Below are 15,691 nucleotides of genomic sequence, written 5' to 3'. Positions count from 1 at the left end.
CAAAACTTGGGGATGAATCCGGTAATGCGGGATCAAAATGCGGCACTTACAACCGGTCTGCAGCGCTTCCTTGCTCTCACTTCGCTAAAGTCTCTATTTATGCCATTTGTTCAGAGGTTCCTTAATTATAATCTACGGGAGATTTGTCAACATATTTTTTCAAGACCGTGAATTTTTTGTATTGATTGTCACAAATCTCGGGCCGCGGAAAAAAGTTAACTTACCGGGACGGATGCCGCCGGTTTTGAAGCGGGGCTCCGTTTGTCCCGACCCGGCCGGATCGCGCTGGTCTGTTCCAACGCCGCAAGAACGGACAGGGAAGGAGATAGAGGTAATTTGCTCAAAAGAGCCGGAAAGGGCAAGCGCGCAGGACGGATGGCTCGGCAGCGGCGCGGCCCTGGAAAACCCGAGCGCCCGCTCTTGCAAAACAGTCCTACTGATGCTACCATATTTATAAGAAATGGTTAAATATCGGAAGAAGGCTTGGTAGTTTGGACAGGCCAAAGCATTTGATAAGGAAACGGCTGAACAGCCTGCTGTTCTCGATTGATACATACCCCCTCACCATTGTGGAAGCGCCCGCCGGATACGGGAAGACAACCGCCGTGAAAGACTATCTCTCGGGCCGGAGAAACGACGTGGTGTGGCTTTCTTTTCAGAGAATGCACGGTTTGTCGGAAATTTGGTCGCGGTTTGCCGAAGAAATGGGGAAACGCGACCCTTTGATTGGGGCAAAGCTGGCGGAACTGGGTCCCCCGTCGGATCCTCCCCGGCGGGAAAAGGCGTTCTCTATTCTGAACGGTCTGGAACTGAAGCGGCCTCTGGTCGTGGTGTTTGACAATTACGAGCTTGCGGGGGGAACCGGGCTGGCGGAGCTTCTTCTGTGCCTTGGGGAAGAGGAGATCAACAATCTGCACCTGGCGGTGCTGACCCGCGATACCTCGGAGTTTGACCTTGCCTTCTCAGTTGCACGGGAACGGTGCTATGTGATTTCGCGGGCGCAGTTGAAATTCACGGCGGACGAGGTGCGCGATTACTGCATGCTGGCGCAAATCCGGATTACCGACGACGCGGTCGATCAGCTGATTGCCTATGCGGACGGCTGGATCAGCCTGCTTTACGTGATGCTGGCCGGCATGGAAAGAGGAATCCCGATCGGAATGACCCCCACGCTGGATGAACTGATCGACCAGACGCTTTTTCAGGTACACAATGAAAATATCCGCAGATATTTGCTCCAGCTTTCCGTGATGGACAGCTTCACGGCGCGGCAGGCGGATTTTGTGACGGACCGTCAGGACTCCAACGAGCTGCTGCGGGTCCTGCGGAAAAAGAACGCGTTTATTCAGTACGACGGGCAGGAGCGGCTTTACCGCATCCATCCCGTCCTGCTGGATTTTCTTCGCGCACGGCAGAATTTTTCATCGGAAGAGGAACGCGCCCTTTACGGGCGCCTGGGGGAATGGCTCCTGCGGGAAAACGATCTGCGGCCGGCCTATTCCTGCCTTGCCAGGGCGGGGAAAACCGAGCGGATTCTTTCCCATATGAACCGCACATTACCCATCCGGAATCTTTACACGGACTTTGACGGAGCGGATGAAGTGTTTGAGTCCGGCTCGCAGGAACTGCCGACCGAGTATCCGGTTGCCTATCTGCGGTATCTGTTTTTTTCCATGGTGTCCGGCAAGAAATCGGTCGTTGCGGATCTGCCGCGGCGACTGGACAGGCTGGAATTCGTTTATCGGAGAAAAAAAGGAATCGGTGAAGCGGAACGTGACCGCGTCCTCGCCGAAATCCTTTGCGTGCGCAAATTCACCGCGTTCAACCGTCTGGAGGCGATGCATGCCTACAATGATGAGATTTTGCGCCTTTTAAACGGACGTCAGTCATCCATCATGCTTCAGGTTAATGAATTCACCTTTGGCCTGCCTCACTATCTCTACCTCTATTTTCGCGACGCGGGTTCACTCAAAAGCCTTGCCGAACTGAGCCAATATAATTTCCATCCCGCCTTTGCTGACGGATGCGGCACGGGAAGCGACTCGCTTGCGCTGGCGGAGCTTGCCTGCGAGACCGGCGATTTCAGGACGGCGGTCTCTGAGAGCCGAAAAGCGGTTTATAAGGCGGAAACCAAGGCTCAGCTCAGTATTATGATCTGCGCGCGCTTCTGCGGGGCGCGGGCAAATTTCGCGCTGGGACAATTACAGACGGCAAGAGAACTGCTGCGGACTTTGCGCGAGGAAGCCGAGCAGCAAAGTAATCCCATTTATCTGTCGATGGCGCGGCTGTGCGAGGGGTATCTCTGCGCCCCGCTGGAAATGCCGATTCCGCAGTGGCTGAAGGACGGTCATCTTTCCTCGCTGAGCCTGTATTTCGGTGGCATGGGGTTTGACAGGCTGGTCTACGGAAAGGCATTGCTGGCGCAAGCCGAATACCTGAAGCTGGAGGCGCTCTCGGATAGCTTCGACGCTTCGTTCGCCGTCTTTCAAAATCGATTGGGTTTCCTGCACGGCGCAATCCTGAAAGCGGCGGCAAAATCCCATCTCTCCGGCGCGGAGGCCGCCGTGCCGGAACTTATCCGCGCGTTGGACATGGCGAAGCCGGACGGTATTGTTTTGCCGTTTGCGGAGTGCGCAAGGCATCTCCTGCCGGTTTTCCGGGCCCTGCCGAAGAAAGCGCGCGAGGATGCGTTTGAGCGACGGGTTCAGGAAATCTGCGCCTCCTATCTGGAAGCCGTGCGCCCGCTGCTTTCTGAAGACCGGTCCCTGACCGCGCGGGAAATTGAGGTTCTGCAATGCCTGGACCGAGGGCTGACGCGAAATGAGATCGCGGACCGGCTTTTTATCTCTCCCGGCACGGTTAAGACGCATCTGCGCGCGATCTATCAGAAGCTTGACGCCGACGGGAAGGTCTCCGCTCTCCGCGCCGCCCGGCAAAGCGGTTTGCTCTGAAACTTCAACACGGCCCGCCCGGAAATAAAAAATACCCCAAATGGGAGTACGGCCCACGCATCCGTCCGAGTCGACGTGAAAACGGGCATTCGCCCAAGGGGTGATTCCACCAGTCAGATCGGCGTGTTTTAGCACCGGATTTGTTCATATGCTTTCAAAATAGCATTGTGATTGTTCGGATTTAAATAACCTTGCCCTGCGCAAAGTTACGCCTTGAGCCGGTTTTAAGAACTGCGCCCCGATTGTTAAACAGTATGGGATGCTGTCTAACAGTCGGGGCGTTTTTATGCCCAAAACCGCCCTGCCGCCTGTAGTCCTGCAACAAACGTGTGCCGTTCCGGGCTCAAATTTTGCCCAGGAACGGGGCGCCCCTGATTCCTTGCAATTTATAGCGATTGTTCTGGTACATAGGACTCTGAAACGATCCTGGTTAGATGTTGAGTCAGGAGGTTTCTTTCATCAGGATAAAACAAATAAGATCAGCAGCTTCATCAATCCTGTCGGCACAGTTGTTCAAGTGGCGGTAAACTTCACGCATTTTAATGATGTACTTCATATTGTCCCCGTTTAAAAGCTGTAGGACCGATTGCCGATAAATTTTTTCTGCCTCATTTTCAAATTTTTTCGCTTTGACTGCTTTTTCTGCCGAGCTTGTCGCATCTTTCTCCATCCTATAAACAGCTTCCCGGATAGATTCGCTTCCCAACTGTAGGACCTGGATAAATTTCTCCAGATTTTGGGAGGATCCGATTTGATAAATTTCCATTTCGTTGATCGTTGTTTTGAAGTAATCCAGGATGTCGTCCAGAGATTTTGAAAGCATATTGACGTCTCCGCGGTCAAATGGCGTAATAAATGTATTGTTCAGCTTCTGCACCAATTCGTTTCGTTTGAAGTCCGCTTCTTTCTCCAACAATTTAACCTTCGCCGCATAGGCCGGATCCAGTGTTTCCACATAGGCTTTTAAAGCGCTGATGGATTCTATCATATAATCGGCTTGTTCTTCCAGCAAATGATAGAAATTAACTTTTCCACCGAATATTTTTGTTAAATTCATCACATCACATCCAAAAATATTTTAACGTTAGAAATAAAATTGACGACAGGGTAAATGTTGCCGGTATCGTAATAACCCATGCTTTCAGCATGTTTTTTGCAAACTCCCAGCCTACGGCGTTTGGACGGTCGGCGGAGCCAACCCCCAGAATAGCTGAATTGACAATCTGTGTTCCACTGACAGGGAATCCAAGCAGCGAAGCTGAAACAATGACGCTTGCGGCCGACACCTGTGAGCACATCGAATGAAGCGGCCTAACGCCATAGATTCTTGTTCCAACACTGCGTATCATTTTGAGGCCGCCAAAAAGCAAACCGAAAGACAGAGCAAGTGAGGAAAAAAGGATTGTGCTTCGGCTTATCTGTAGTGTGTTTCCCATGGTGAGGGATAAAAGTGCCAGCACGCCGATTCCTTTCTGCGCGTCATTGGAACCCTGAAAAGCGTTGATCAGCACGCATGTGAAGATCTGAGTCCCTTTCAAGGCGATTCTCACGCGGATGAAACGCCTTGAAAATAACCATTTACTCGCCTTGAAGAACAGCATTCCGACTATATACCCGATGATCGGGGAGGTGAAAAGCGGAATCAATACGCTGAAAATCAGTCCGCGGCCGTTCACCGACTTTGCCCCGAACTGAAGGATGAACGGCCCCAAAAGGCCGCCTACCAGGGCGTGAGAAGAGCTCGAAGGAATGGCAAAGGCCCAAGTGATAAGATTCCATATTACAGTTCCAAGAATAGCAGCACAGATTGCCGTGGGAATTTTTTCAGCGTGTTGACTGACCGAATCAAGATTGAACAGGCCGTTTACCGTACCAAGCGCCACCTTGGTTCCCAGAAATAGGATGCCAAAAAACTGTGATGCAAATGCTATTACAAAAACCGGCACAGCGTTAAGAGAGCGCGAGGTTATTATGGTGGCGATTAAGTTTCCTTCGTCATGAAATCCTGTAATAAAAATAGATATAAAGATGAGAATTACGGACAGAACTTGAACGGTTATGTTTACCATCCTTTCGATCAGAATTCAGCACAATCAGCATCTGAATACGGCAAATATAAAAAATGGTCCCTAGAGTCTTGAAGATTCAAGACGTTCCGGGACTTCTTTAGAAACCGCACTCAACCGAAAGTATGCTCGATCCTCCAGCGATTTGAAAGGAAAATGCCACGTCGGCGTCCGCCGCTGCGAAGGCAATCCGGACGCTTCGGCTCACTCATTTCAATAGCTTGGAACCTGTCCTTTTGCAAAGAGCCGGATTGAATGCATGGCCCGCGAAAAAGTTTCACTGCCCGCATTGCAATCCTGATCCCATCACAAATTTCAGTTTAGGCTGCACATTCGCTGAGAACTTTCGTATCACTGTGACAGAAGACATTTTGAATCCACCTTACGAGCACTGTTTGCCCGGGGTTATGGTCAAACGGACTTACAATATTTTTTCTGTTATGGCCGCTTACGGCTTAATATCCACTGATCCAAGCGGTTTATGTCCTTGTTGATCATCAGTTCGTCCGGGAAACCGATCGAATCCAGCATATCGACGGCTTTTCCCACATCACAAAGCGTGTAAATATTATGAGCGTCTGAATTGACGACAACGGGAACCTCATACCGCATGCAGCACCGCGCAAGTTCTCTGCAGCTTTGCCACATGGCCTGATTTCTGTTGATCTCCACAAGAATGCCCTTTTTCTTAAATACCGGCAGGACTTTTTGATAATCGTAGGAGTAATCGCCCGCGCTGTGGCCAACAACATTGATATACGGATTCTCGGCAAGTTTTAAGTATGCCTGCGTATGCTGTTCAAATGTGCCATGGGGGCAGACCTCTTCGTGGAAAGATGCAATGACCCATTCCAAACTGCTCAGGACTTTCTCAGGAATATCGATGTCGCCGTTGAAGTTTACAATATTTGCTTCTACACCTTTATAGACTCTGATCCCTTCCATGTAATCGGGAAGCGTATGTAATCCTTCGAAATGGCAAAGAAGAGGGGCATCCTGCATTGCAGGAGCGTGGTCGGTCACCGCAAACGCCTTCAACCCGATTTGGCCGGCCCGTGAGACCATTTCACCGAGCGTATGATATGCATGTACACTGACCAGTGTATGGCAGTGCATATCTGCTGCAATATTTATCATCGCCAAAGAACTCCCTTAATGATATCTTTTTGTAATGCTAATCCTTCATTGTATATGGATTCAATTCTGATCATTAACTGCGTCGTTCGAACTCCACTAAAAAATGCTTTCACATTCTTTTTTTTTCAGCTGCAAGCCCCAATGTTCCAATTTATAACCCGAAGGTAAGGCTGGTACAGGGAGTAAAACACAAAACTTCTTTTCACAAATAAAATTCGAGTCTCAGATCAGAAAATCTGCTCTGAGTTACCCTTTCACAGCCCCCGATACAACGCCTTCAATGATATAACGCTGACAGAAGGAATAAAAAATGACGATGGGAATAATCGCCAGCACCAGCATGGCCATCATTGCTCCCATATCAATGGAACCATATCCTCCCTGTAAATATTGAATGGCAATGGGGATGGTCCTGAAAGTGGAACCAATCAGAATAACAGGCAGCAAATAGTCGTTCCAAATCCACATCGTGTTAAGGATCCCGACTGTAATAACAATGGGTTTCAGAATCGGAAAGACAATTTTAAAAAATATCTGTAACGGATTGCATCCATCAATCATGGCTGCTTCCTCTATTTCTAATGGTATGGACTTAATAAAACCGCTGTAAAGAAATGTGGAAAGGCCGGCGCCAAAACCGAGATAAATAAAAATAATTCCAACCGGATTATCCAAATGCAAAATATTAGCTATTTTAGACATGGTAAACATGACCATTTGAAAAGGCACGATCATGGAGAATACAAAGCTGAGATAAATTATGCTTGATATCTTCGTCTTTACTCGCGTAATGTACCATGCCGTCATTGCGGTAAAAAATACAATCACAACTACCGATCCTAAAGTAATGAAAAATGAATAGCCTAACGCGCTGAAAAAGTCGATTTTCTGAATACCGTTCTGATAATTTGAGAACCCGGCGAATGTTTTTGCGCTTGGTATCGAGAAAGGAGCGTCGCTTATATAAAGACGGCCTTTGAAGGAATTCATCAAAACTGCCAAAATCGGCAGTAAAAACAGGACACATATCATGGACAGGGCGAGAAATGTGATGACGGAAAGAAATTTTGAATGCCTCTTTACTATGGTTTCCATCAGCTTTCAACCTCCTTCCTTTTGGTAAAGTAAAGCTGTGTAAGCGCAATCACCGCCACAATGATTGAGAATAGAACCGCTTTTGCTTGGCCGACGCCTTCCCAGCCGTTTCGGCCATAGAAGGTATTATAAATATCCAAGGCAAGCATAGCCGTTTTCTTTGCCGGGGCTCCCGCCGTTAAGGCCAGGTTTTGGTCGAACAGCTTATAAGCATGAGTCAACGTTAAAAACAGGCAGATTGTGACGGCAGGACGAATCAGCGGCATGATGACATATCGTACTACCTTAAGCGGTGACGCACCGTCCACCTTGGCGGCATCCAAAAGCTCATTCGAAACATTTTGTATCCCCGCGATGTAAATCACCATCATGTATCCGATTAACTGCCAGTTCATCAAAATCACAAGTCCCCAGAAGCCGTATACAGGGTCCTCGGTCAATGTTGCGCCGAACATATTCAAAATACCGTTTAAAATCAGCTGCCATATATATCCGAGGACAATACCTCCAATCAGATTAGGCATAAAAACGATTGTGCGAACGGTATTGGTGCCCTTTTTTCCCCTGGTAAGCAACAGCGCCATCAGAAATGCAATTAAATTTATTGTAATAACGGCTACAACGGCAAACGCCGTCGTAAAACCGAGAGCATTTAAAAAATCCTTATCGGAAAATGCCCTGACATAATTTCGAATCCCGATCCATCGGGCATCCAGTACGGTTGTGAATTTGCAAAACGACAGAAATATTCCGAAAATAAATGGAATAACGAACGCCGTTAAAAAGGCTAACACAGTCGGCAAAGCAAATAATGCAAAATATTTTTTCAGGTGTTTTTCCATACTGCCTCTCCCATCTGTTTTGTTTTATGGTTCTTTCTTTACGCAGATACAACGAATTTGCCCGACAACCGTATTTGCCGTTTGTTTCGGTTTATCATTCCGTACTGTTCCACGTTTAACGCGTGGAACAGTACGGATGAAACCTTAACAAGAGCTCTGATTATTCCTGATTGCATTCATATTCTATTTTCCAAGAACTTTTCACATCCGAAACGACCTGATCCCAGTTTTCCTTTCCCTGTGCATACTGCAACAGAGCTGCGCCAAATTCATTTTTAAAGTTTTGACTCGGAAAGCTTTCAAAAGTCCATGGAACGTTTTCCACGTCCGTTTTTGCCTCCCAGTTCAGAACGTCCCTGCCAAGCGGGTCTGTGGGTTTCTCGTCGTCTGAAAATGTGCTGAACGGCGCGAGGAAGCCAAGGTCATTCGTTACATGCTTTTTTCCCTGCGTGCTTGAAAACAGCCAGTACAGAAAATCAAGCGAAGCCTGCTGCTTTTCTTTGGAAACTTTACTGTTGATCGCAAAGTAATTTTCAGTCCCGATGCAGATACCTTGTTTTTCTTCACCGCTCATGCCCGTATAAATCGGTAAAAATTTAATATCATCCGCTTTAACGGTGTTCCCGCTGACCTTGGCAATCTGAGACCATGCCCAGTTTCCGTTCTGTACCATCGCGACCTTTCCTAAAGCGAACTCCGCCATGGAGTCAGCCACGGTCTTGCTGCCCAACAGATTTTTGCCGGTGCAGGAGTTGTTAATGTAAAGATCAAATACGTTTTTAAAGTTTGCCGCATATTTGAACTGAATATCACTGGTGTTCAGACCGGCATCTTCGGTATCTTTGTATTTTTGGTTTTCCTTGAACTCGTAATAGAACGGAAGATTTGCAAGATGGGTCTGCCATCTCCAATCCTGGCCGCTGGCGAACGATGTGGATGCAAAGACGCCTGAAATGCCCAGTTTGTCCTTGTTGGCGGTCATGTCCTCGACCACAGCTTTAAGAGTTGCGAAATTTTTAATATCAGCTGTGGAGGAAACGGAGACTTTTTTGTTTGGCAATGCGAAATATTTTTTCATAATGGCATCATTGTAAATGATTCCATATCCTTCAACGGTATAGGGGATGCCGAAAACTCCATCATCGGTTCTAATGGCAAGATCTTTATTGACGAGGACGTTGTAAAGTTTTGAGCCGGACAGATCCGCGCAATAATCTTTCCAATTTTGGTATCCAACCGGCCCGTTTATCTGGAAAATCGTTGGAGAATCCGACTTTGCAATTTCTGATTTCAAGGTTTGCTCATAAGTGCCGCTGGCTGCGGTTACGACTTTTACGGTAATGCCCGTCAGCTTTTTATATTCATTTGCGATGGTATTCAATTCATCTGTGTCTTCCGACTTAAAATTCAGGTAATAGATTTCTTTTACTTGTGTTTTTTGCGAGGATTGATCTGCCGAAGAGCTGCCGGATGTGCTGCTGCATCCGGTCGCTGTGGCGGCTGTCATCAACATTGCCAAAAAAATCACCGATATTTTTTTGATCCAATTCATACAAATCTTCTCCTTCATCTTTTCACAACATTTGGTCCTGATGTTTCCGGAATCGTTTCCGGAAAGGGGCAAAAATAATTTCCGGGTCATCTTTTGTCCGAATTCAAAGATCCCGGGACAAAAGCATTCGCGGAAATTGACGCAAGACAGCCACGCCAGACTGTGCCGGAACCCGGCTGATTTTTCCTCCTTTTCATCAGTTTTATTAATAAGCATAATTCATGCTATTAATCAAAATCAGAAAGAAACAATTTGTTTTACCGAGTTTCCTTTCACGAGTTGTGTTCCAAGAACCGCGATATTTGGTTTGAGCAAGTCCCCGTTTATTTTGTCCACCAACATCTCAACACTCTTCGTGGCGATTTCTTTTGCCGGTTGTTTAATGGTAGCCAGCGATGGATTATAAAAATAGGACATGTCGATGCCATCGAATCCTATGATCGAAATATCATCGGGGACGCATAGCCCCGCGTCTGTAATAGCTTTCGCGGCGCCGATTGCCATCACATCCGCCATTGCAAAAACGGCTGTGACTCGATTGCCCGGAACAAGCATGGAGCACATCGCCTTGTAACCATCCAATAAAGAAAATTTTGAAACAAGGTATCTTGATTGGTCAAACTTTATACCATGCTTGCGCATGCATTCCATTGCACCGTGATATCGGAGCTCCGTTCCGCCTCCGGTGCCTAGCTTGCCGCCCAGAATTGCTATGTTGGTATGGCCCTGTTCAATCAGATATTCAACCGCCGAGTAAGCTGCGGCCTTATCGTCAATACAGACACAGCCTTTTGTTGAGTTTTGCGGAAAAAGCACATACCCGGAGGATACCACGCACGGAACACTGAAGTCTTTCAGCTCATTGGCGAATCGTTTGGCGGTCCCGCCCAAAAAGATGACGCCTTCAGGTTTCTTTTCTTGGTTCAGCCTGACTGCTTCCTGAATTTCATTGCTTAACTCATCGATATATGTAACGAGCGCGCGGAACCCTCTGCAGGCCAGCTCATGCTGCATTTGCTCAAGAATTCCCTCATAATAAAGGTTTCCCTTCCCCTTGACAATGATATTAATATTGTTTGTTGCTATTTGTTTGAGATTTTTCGCGTTGTCATTTGGATGATAATTGTATTTTTTAACAATATCCAGCACGCGCTGTTTTGTTTCCGCGCTGACATCCGGGTAATTATTAAGAGCCCGGGACACTGTGCTTACTCCGACTCCGGCCAACTTTGCAATATCGGTAATATTCAAGGACCTCATCTCCTTCCGGAAACGTTTCCGGTAACGCTATTATATCATCCGATGAAAGAGTTGTCAACTATTTAAACTAAAAACCATGGATTGATTTTTAGAATTTCTGTGTAAAAAGATGGCGCACCTCCGTTTGTTCTTCCAAAACGGTTAAAAATGTTGACAGCAACCTCTTAAAGGATTATAAATAGAAAAGTCAGCCATGCCGATGAATCGTGTTTCCAATCAAAAAATGAAAAGGGATTGATTGTTATGAATCTAATTTATATTCATACGCATGATACCGGCAAATACGTTCAGCCCTATGGATCTCCTGTAGCTACTCCGAATTTGATGCAATTCGCGTCTGGGGGGACTTTATTCCGGCACGCATTCAGTGCAGCTCCCACCTGCGCGCCGAGCCGGGCTTCTCTTATGACCGGCATGTGTCCTCATTCCAATGGAATGCTGGGGCTTCCTCACAGGGGATTCCTGTTAAATGACTATAGCAGGCATATGGCTCAATACCTGCAAAACTTTGGCTTTGAAACAATTCTGTGCGGCGAACATCATGAGGCGCCGAACGACGATATGATCGGTTACAGCCGTGTATTAAGCCGCGACAAAAGTGCGAAGGAGATTTCTGAAAAGGCCTGGGACCTGACAAATGCCAACCGCGTTGCAGACTTTCTTTTCTCCGGCACCGGAAAGCCGTTTTTCCTGTCCTTTGGCATGCATAACACACATAGAGAATATCCGGAAATTGATCAGAGTATCAATCCTGATTTTGTCATGCCGCCGTTCCCGATTTATGATACAAAAGAAACCCGGAGAGATATGGCCGCATTTTATTCCGCTGTCAGAATAGTGGATTCCTGCGTTGGAATTGTACTTGACGCATTAAAAAGATCCGGTCATGGCAAAGACACGGCCGTTATCATCTCAACGGACCATGGCATAGCATTTCCAAGGATGAAATGCCACCTTTATGATACCGGCATCGGCGTAATGCTCATGATGGATTTTCCTGGGAATCCCATGGGCGGCAAAGTTCTGGATTCTTTGGTTTCGCAAGTTGACTTGTTCCCAACGGTCTGCGATTTGCTGGGGATTTCTAAACCGGCCTGGCTTCAGGGACATACCCTTATGCCATTGCTGAACGGCGCTGAGACAGAGGTTCGCGACAAAATATTTGCTGAAGTTAATTTCCATGCCGCATATGAACCGAAACGATGCGTGCGGACGTCACGATATAAACTTATCCGCCTTTATGACGATTACAATCATATCGTTCCGGCTAATACGGACGATTCTCCCAGTAAGGACTTGATGCTTAGAAGCGGTTATCTTGCGGAGGCAAGACCGCATGAAATGCTGTTTGACTTGTACCTGGATCCCACGGAAAGGGTCAATCTGGTTACTGAGAATCGGTATGCAGAAATCCATTCGGAAATGTCCGACAGGCTCAATCGGTGGATGCTGCGAACGAAGGATCCGATTCTGATGGGCAAACTGCAAAAACCCAAACATGCTTTGGTAAATAAACCAAGCTGTATCAGCCCGGCTTCAACCGATTATGAACCATGAGCGTTGTAATTTGCAGGGCTGGCACAGGAATCCTTTGTGGGGGATTGTTGCAAAAATTCCTCTCAAAAAGTTGCACAAAAAATGCGCCTTGAAATGGGCTGGAAAGTCCATTTTAAGGCGCGTTTTCTTGCATTTTTGGCGGCTCGTTTGTACAAATTGCTATTGCAAATTCGTTTTGCAACACCCACATAGGCGCCGCAATCAAAGCGGAATCCACAATGGTTCCTTTTTTGAACAGCAGCCTTTTTTAAGCAAGCCAATCACTTTGGAGACAGCTTTTCCTGCAGCCCGTTTTTTGGCAGTGTCCGTTTTTGCCGGGACAGTTCAGCCGCTTCTTATGGAAATTCTGAATCCGGGTTTGGAGCGGGGGTTCAGTTTAAAACTGCGATTCTTCACAGGATAGTTCCAGCAGGGCGGCCAGTTCCGTAACCTGAGTTTCGTTTTCCGTTTGTCCCGACCGTGCCAGCTTGCGAAGCGCGGCGAAAAGCTTCTGACGGGCGGATTCCTCATAGCCTGCGCTCCAAAGGTAGCCCCCCGAGGGAAGAAAACCTTTTTGGAAAGTGGCGCAGGCATTTTTCAGGTTGATTAAGGTTCCGTTTTGCCAAGCGGCCTCCACTTCAAGCAAATCACAGTCCGCATTTGTCAGAAACAGCGCGTATCGGTTCCCGGCATAATTAAGATGAACCGCGTCTTGGCAGGAAGAGAAAAGATTCCGGATTTTACACACGGAAGTCTGCAGTATCGGGAGGGACTTGCTGCGCTCGTAGTTCGGCCATAGATTTTCAAGAATAACATCCTTGTGAATGAAGGAATCGTGGCGGGTCAGCAAAAACGCAAAAAGCTCTTCGGCTTTGATCCGCTGCCAGATAACCGGTTCCCCGTCGATCAAAACCTGAAATTCGCCGTAACAGCGGATTTTCAGCTTCGGGGCCGGCACCTTGGGATGCGCAGCAATACGCCTGTTCAGCCGCCGGGTCATTTTGAGGAAACGGGCGGGATTGACCGGCTTCATAATATAATCCAAAGCGTTCAGCTCGAACGCCGCGACCGCATACTGGTTCCATCCGGTTATAAAAACGATTTTTATCTCCGGGTCTTTTTCCAGCATCTTTTCCGCCAGGGTTAAACCGTCCGTTTCAGGCAGTTCGATATCGATAAAAGCCGCCTGCGGCCGGGTGGTTTCCAGCTCGCGCAGTGCGGCCTCCGCACACTGGTATCTGCCCGTTACGGACATAAAACCGGTTTTTTCAGCAAGGTCGCAGATTTCCGTCAGGCTGTACCATTCATCATCCACCACTATGGTCCTTATCAATCCGTGATTCCTCCCATTCGTAATTGCCGGTTATTGGAATTCGAAACCGCACGACGGTTCCGCGGCCGTCGCTTTTGATGCCAAGCCCTTCGCCGTAATAACGCAGCAGTCTTTTATGGATATTGATCATGCCGACTCCCTGACGGTTGTTCTGACCGGTCAGCAAAGTTGCGATTCGTTTCGGCGCTATGCCGACGCCGTTATCGCGAATTTCAAAACGAGTACAGGATTCCTCCCGGGATACAGTGAGCGAAACCGTCCCTCCCTCTTCCTTAGGAAGCAGTCCGTGCCGCACCGCGTTTTCAACAAGCGGCTGCAGAACCAGACGCGGCAGTTTTAAGTCGGGCAAATCCTCCGCGTTTTCCGCATACTGAATTCTGTTGCCGAACCGCGCCTTTGTAATGCGAATATAGGTGTGCACGGCTTCCAGTTCATTTTCAAGGGTTGTAATTGAGGACTCCGAGGGGCGGTAGCAGTTAATCAAATATTCGCTCAGGTCAACAACCAGCTCCCTGGCCTTTTTATCATCCCTGGAAATCATTGCGCCGATCGTGCTGAGCGTATTGTTAATGAAGTGCGGGCTGATTTGCGCCTGAAGAAAAGAAAGCTCGTTTGATTCCGCGCGCTCCGTGGCGCTTTCCGCCAAAAATTTCAGCCGGTTTTGGTATTCGACAACAAGGGTTTGGTCCTTAACGGTCAGAATCTGTCCGATTTGTACGCCGGTGTCGGAAAAAATCGGTGTCAGGCGGCCCTGATAATACCGAAGCGAGTCGTCGTGACTCTTTTGAAAACTGATTTCCGAGTGATTCCTTGTAATATGGGTAAATTCGGGATGATTTTTCATCAAATCCCGCAGGGTACATTTTTGACGGAGCTGTGCCAATTCAGGGCAATACCGCAAAAAGGTCTGGTTGGCATCGGTCACGAAACCGTCGATATCAAGCAGCAGGATCGCGTCTTCTGAATAGCGGTAAACCATATCGGCCGCAATCGGCACATTGCTGAATATGTTGTACTGGAAAATACCGAACAAATACAGAATTCCTGTTAGAATCATAAAAAAAGGATAGTAATCGATTCCCAGGTAATTTGTATTGGTCGTGTTCATGTAAATTGTGCTCCATGGCAAAACGGAGGCGAACAGCAGAAGCAGGTAGCTTCTGCGGAACATGCGCGCCGACCGGTACAGTTCCCTAAGGTAAAGAAAGCTGCAGGTCAGGCCAATCAGCGTGATTAACGCAATAATCAGGTAAAATCCGATTGCCTTTTGGGAAACCAAAACCTTAAAATAGCCGTTGCTGACAAATCGGATTTGGGATGTATACAGGTGCAGCCTGCCGTTTGTAAAAAAAATGAAATAGTAAAGCGCCGGAAAAAGCAGCAGAAGGCAGTGAACCGATCGCCTGACGCGAATCCGGTTGTAATCCAGACACATCATCAGCCACAGGTAGGGGTGCAGGGCCAAAGGGATATGCTCCAGGTAAAACCAAACCATAGCCTGCCGCAGACTGGCGGAATTCAGCTCCCCGATATATCCTCCGTTTAAAAGTAAAATCGCCGCTGTCAGCAGAATGAAATAGCGGGCTCCAGGCTGCTCACGTTTGGGAAAAGAGTACCAAAGCAGGATTCCGCCAATCGGGAAAGATAACGCCAGAATAAAGGTAAAAACGCCTTTTAACACCCGAATTCCTCCCGGAATAGCGATTTCCTCGTCATACGGACAGCTGCGCCGCAGACTGTTTCGATTCAATTTAATTATATTCTGCGGCGAGTCCGTTTTCAAGGGCTGCTGTATTAAGGAACCTCTGATTTAATCCGCCCTCTACCGAAGAGAGAAGAACTCTGGTAAAATAGAACTATCAAGACACAGGTGGTGCGGGGAAATGAAAAAGCAACAAACTTTTACAGATATTGAATAT

11 protein-coding genes are annotated in these 15,691 nt (G+C 47.7%); 2 read left to right on the top strand and 9 right to left on the bottom strand.

The window, feature by feature from the left end:
- Positions 1 to 509: 509 nt before the first annotated feature.
- Complete coding sequence (locus ACLQ3M_RS01965) at positions 510 to 2,951, top strand: LuxR C-terminal-related transcriptional regulator (protein ID WP_411676028.1); 2,442 nt, start codon at positions 510 to 512, stop codon at positions 2,949 to 2,951.
- Between the two features lie 442 nt (positions 2,952 to 3,393).
- On the opposite strand, the gene ACLQ3M_RS01960 is transcribed toward ACLQ3M_RS01965, so the two are convergent.
- The 7 genes from ACLQ3M_RS01960 to ACLQ3M_RS01930 all read right to left on the bottom strand — a co-directional run bounded on the left by ACLQ3M_RS01960 (position 3,394) and on the right by ACLQ3M_RS01930 (position 10,894).
- Positions 3,394 to 4,008 (bottom strand): DUF47 domain-containing protein, encoded by a 615-nt coding sequence (locus ACLQ3M_RS01960; protein ID WP_411676027.1) that lies wholly within the window; start codon positions 4,006 to 4,008, stop codon positions 3,394 to 3,396.
- A gap of 4 nt (positions 4,009 to 4,012) precedes the next feature.
- A complete protein-coding gene (locus tag ACLQ3M_RS01955) occupies positions 4,013 to 5,020 on the bottom strand; it encodes an anion permease (protein ID WP_411676026.1) in 1,008 nt (335 codons plus the stop codon).
- A 435-nt stretch (positions 5,021 to 5,455) separates the two neighbouring features.
- Positions 5,456 to 6,154, bottom strand: coding sequence for a PHP domain-containing protein (locus tag ACLQ3M_RS01950; protein ID WP_411676025.1), 699 nt, complete (start codon positions 6,152 to 6,154; stop codon positions 5,456 to 5,458).
- A gap of 246 nt (positions 6,155 to 6,400) precedes the next feature.
- A complete protein-coding gene (locus ACLQ3M_RS01945; protein WP_411676024.1) occupies positions 6,401 to 7,249 on the bottom strand; it encodes a carbohydrate ABC transporter permease in 849 nt (282 codons plus the stop codon).
- Positions 7,249 to 8,091, bottom strand: coding sequence for a carbohydrate ABC transporter permease (locus ACLQ3M_RS01940; RefSeq protein ID WP_411676023.1), 843 nt, complete (start codon positions 8,089 to 8,091; stop codon positions 7,249 to 7,251). Before ACLQ3M_RS01940 ends, ACLQ3M_RS01945 begins: the two co-directional genes overlap by 1 nt.
- A gap of 160 nt (positions 8,092 to 8,251) precedes the next feature.
- Positions 8,252 to 9,643, bottom strand: coding sequence for an ABC transporter substrate-binding protein (locus ACLQ3M_RS01935; RefSeq protein ID WP_411676022.1), 1,392 nt, complete (start codon positions 9,641 to 9,643; stop codon positions 8,252 to 8,254).
- Between the two features lie 237 nt (positions 9,644 to 9,880).
- Positions 9,881 to 10,894, bottom strand: coding sequence for a LacI family DNA-binding transcriptional regulator (locus tag ACLQ3M_RS01930; protein ID WP_411676021.1), 1,014 nt, complete (start codon positions 10,892 to 10,894; stop codon positions 9,881 to 9,883).
- 252 nt (positions 10,895 to 11,146) lie between these two features.
- Here ACLQ3M_RS01930 and ACLQ3M_RS01925 point away from each other — a divergent pair, with 252 nt between their 5' ends.
- Positions 11,147 to 12,460 (top strand): sulfatase, encoded by a 1,314-nt coding sequence (locus ACLQ3M_RS01925; RefSeq protein WP_411676020.1) that lies wholly within the window; start codon positions 11,147 to 11,149, stop codon positions 12,458 to 12,460.
- Positions 12,461 to 12,836: 376 nt separating this feature from the next.
- On the opposite strand, the gene ACLQ3M_RS01920 is transcribed toward ACLQ3M_RS01925, so the two are convergent.
- Together ACLQ3M_RS01920 and ACLQ3M_RS01915 are read right to left on the bottom strand one after the other, a co-directional pair.
- Positions 12,837 to 13,772: a response regulator gene (locus ACLQ3M_RS01920; protein ID WP_411676019.1), complete on the bottom strand. Its 936-nt coding sequence runs from the start codon at positions 13,770 to 13,772 to the stop codon at positions 12,837 to 12,839.
- Positions 13,747 to 15,522, bottom strand: a complete 1,776-nt coding sequence (locus ACLQ3M_RS01915) for a sensor histidine kinase (RefSeq protein ID WP_411676018.1) — start codon at positions 15,520 to 15,522, stop codon at positions 13,747 to 13,749. Before ACLQ3M_RS01915 ends, ACLQ3M_RS01920 begins: the two co-directional genes overlap by 26 nt.
- Between the last annotated feature and the right edge of the window lie 169 nt (positions 15,523 to 15,691).

Origin of the sequence: Caproicibacter sp., from assembly GCF_046707225.1 — a bacterium.
GTDB lineage: Bacteria > Bacillota > Clostridia > Oscillospirales > Acutalibacteraceae > Caproicibacter.
This window is presented reverse-complemented; position numbering and strand designations above follow the sequence as displayed.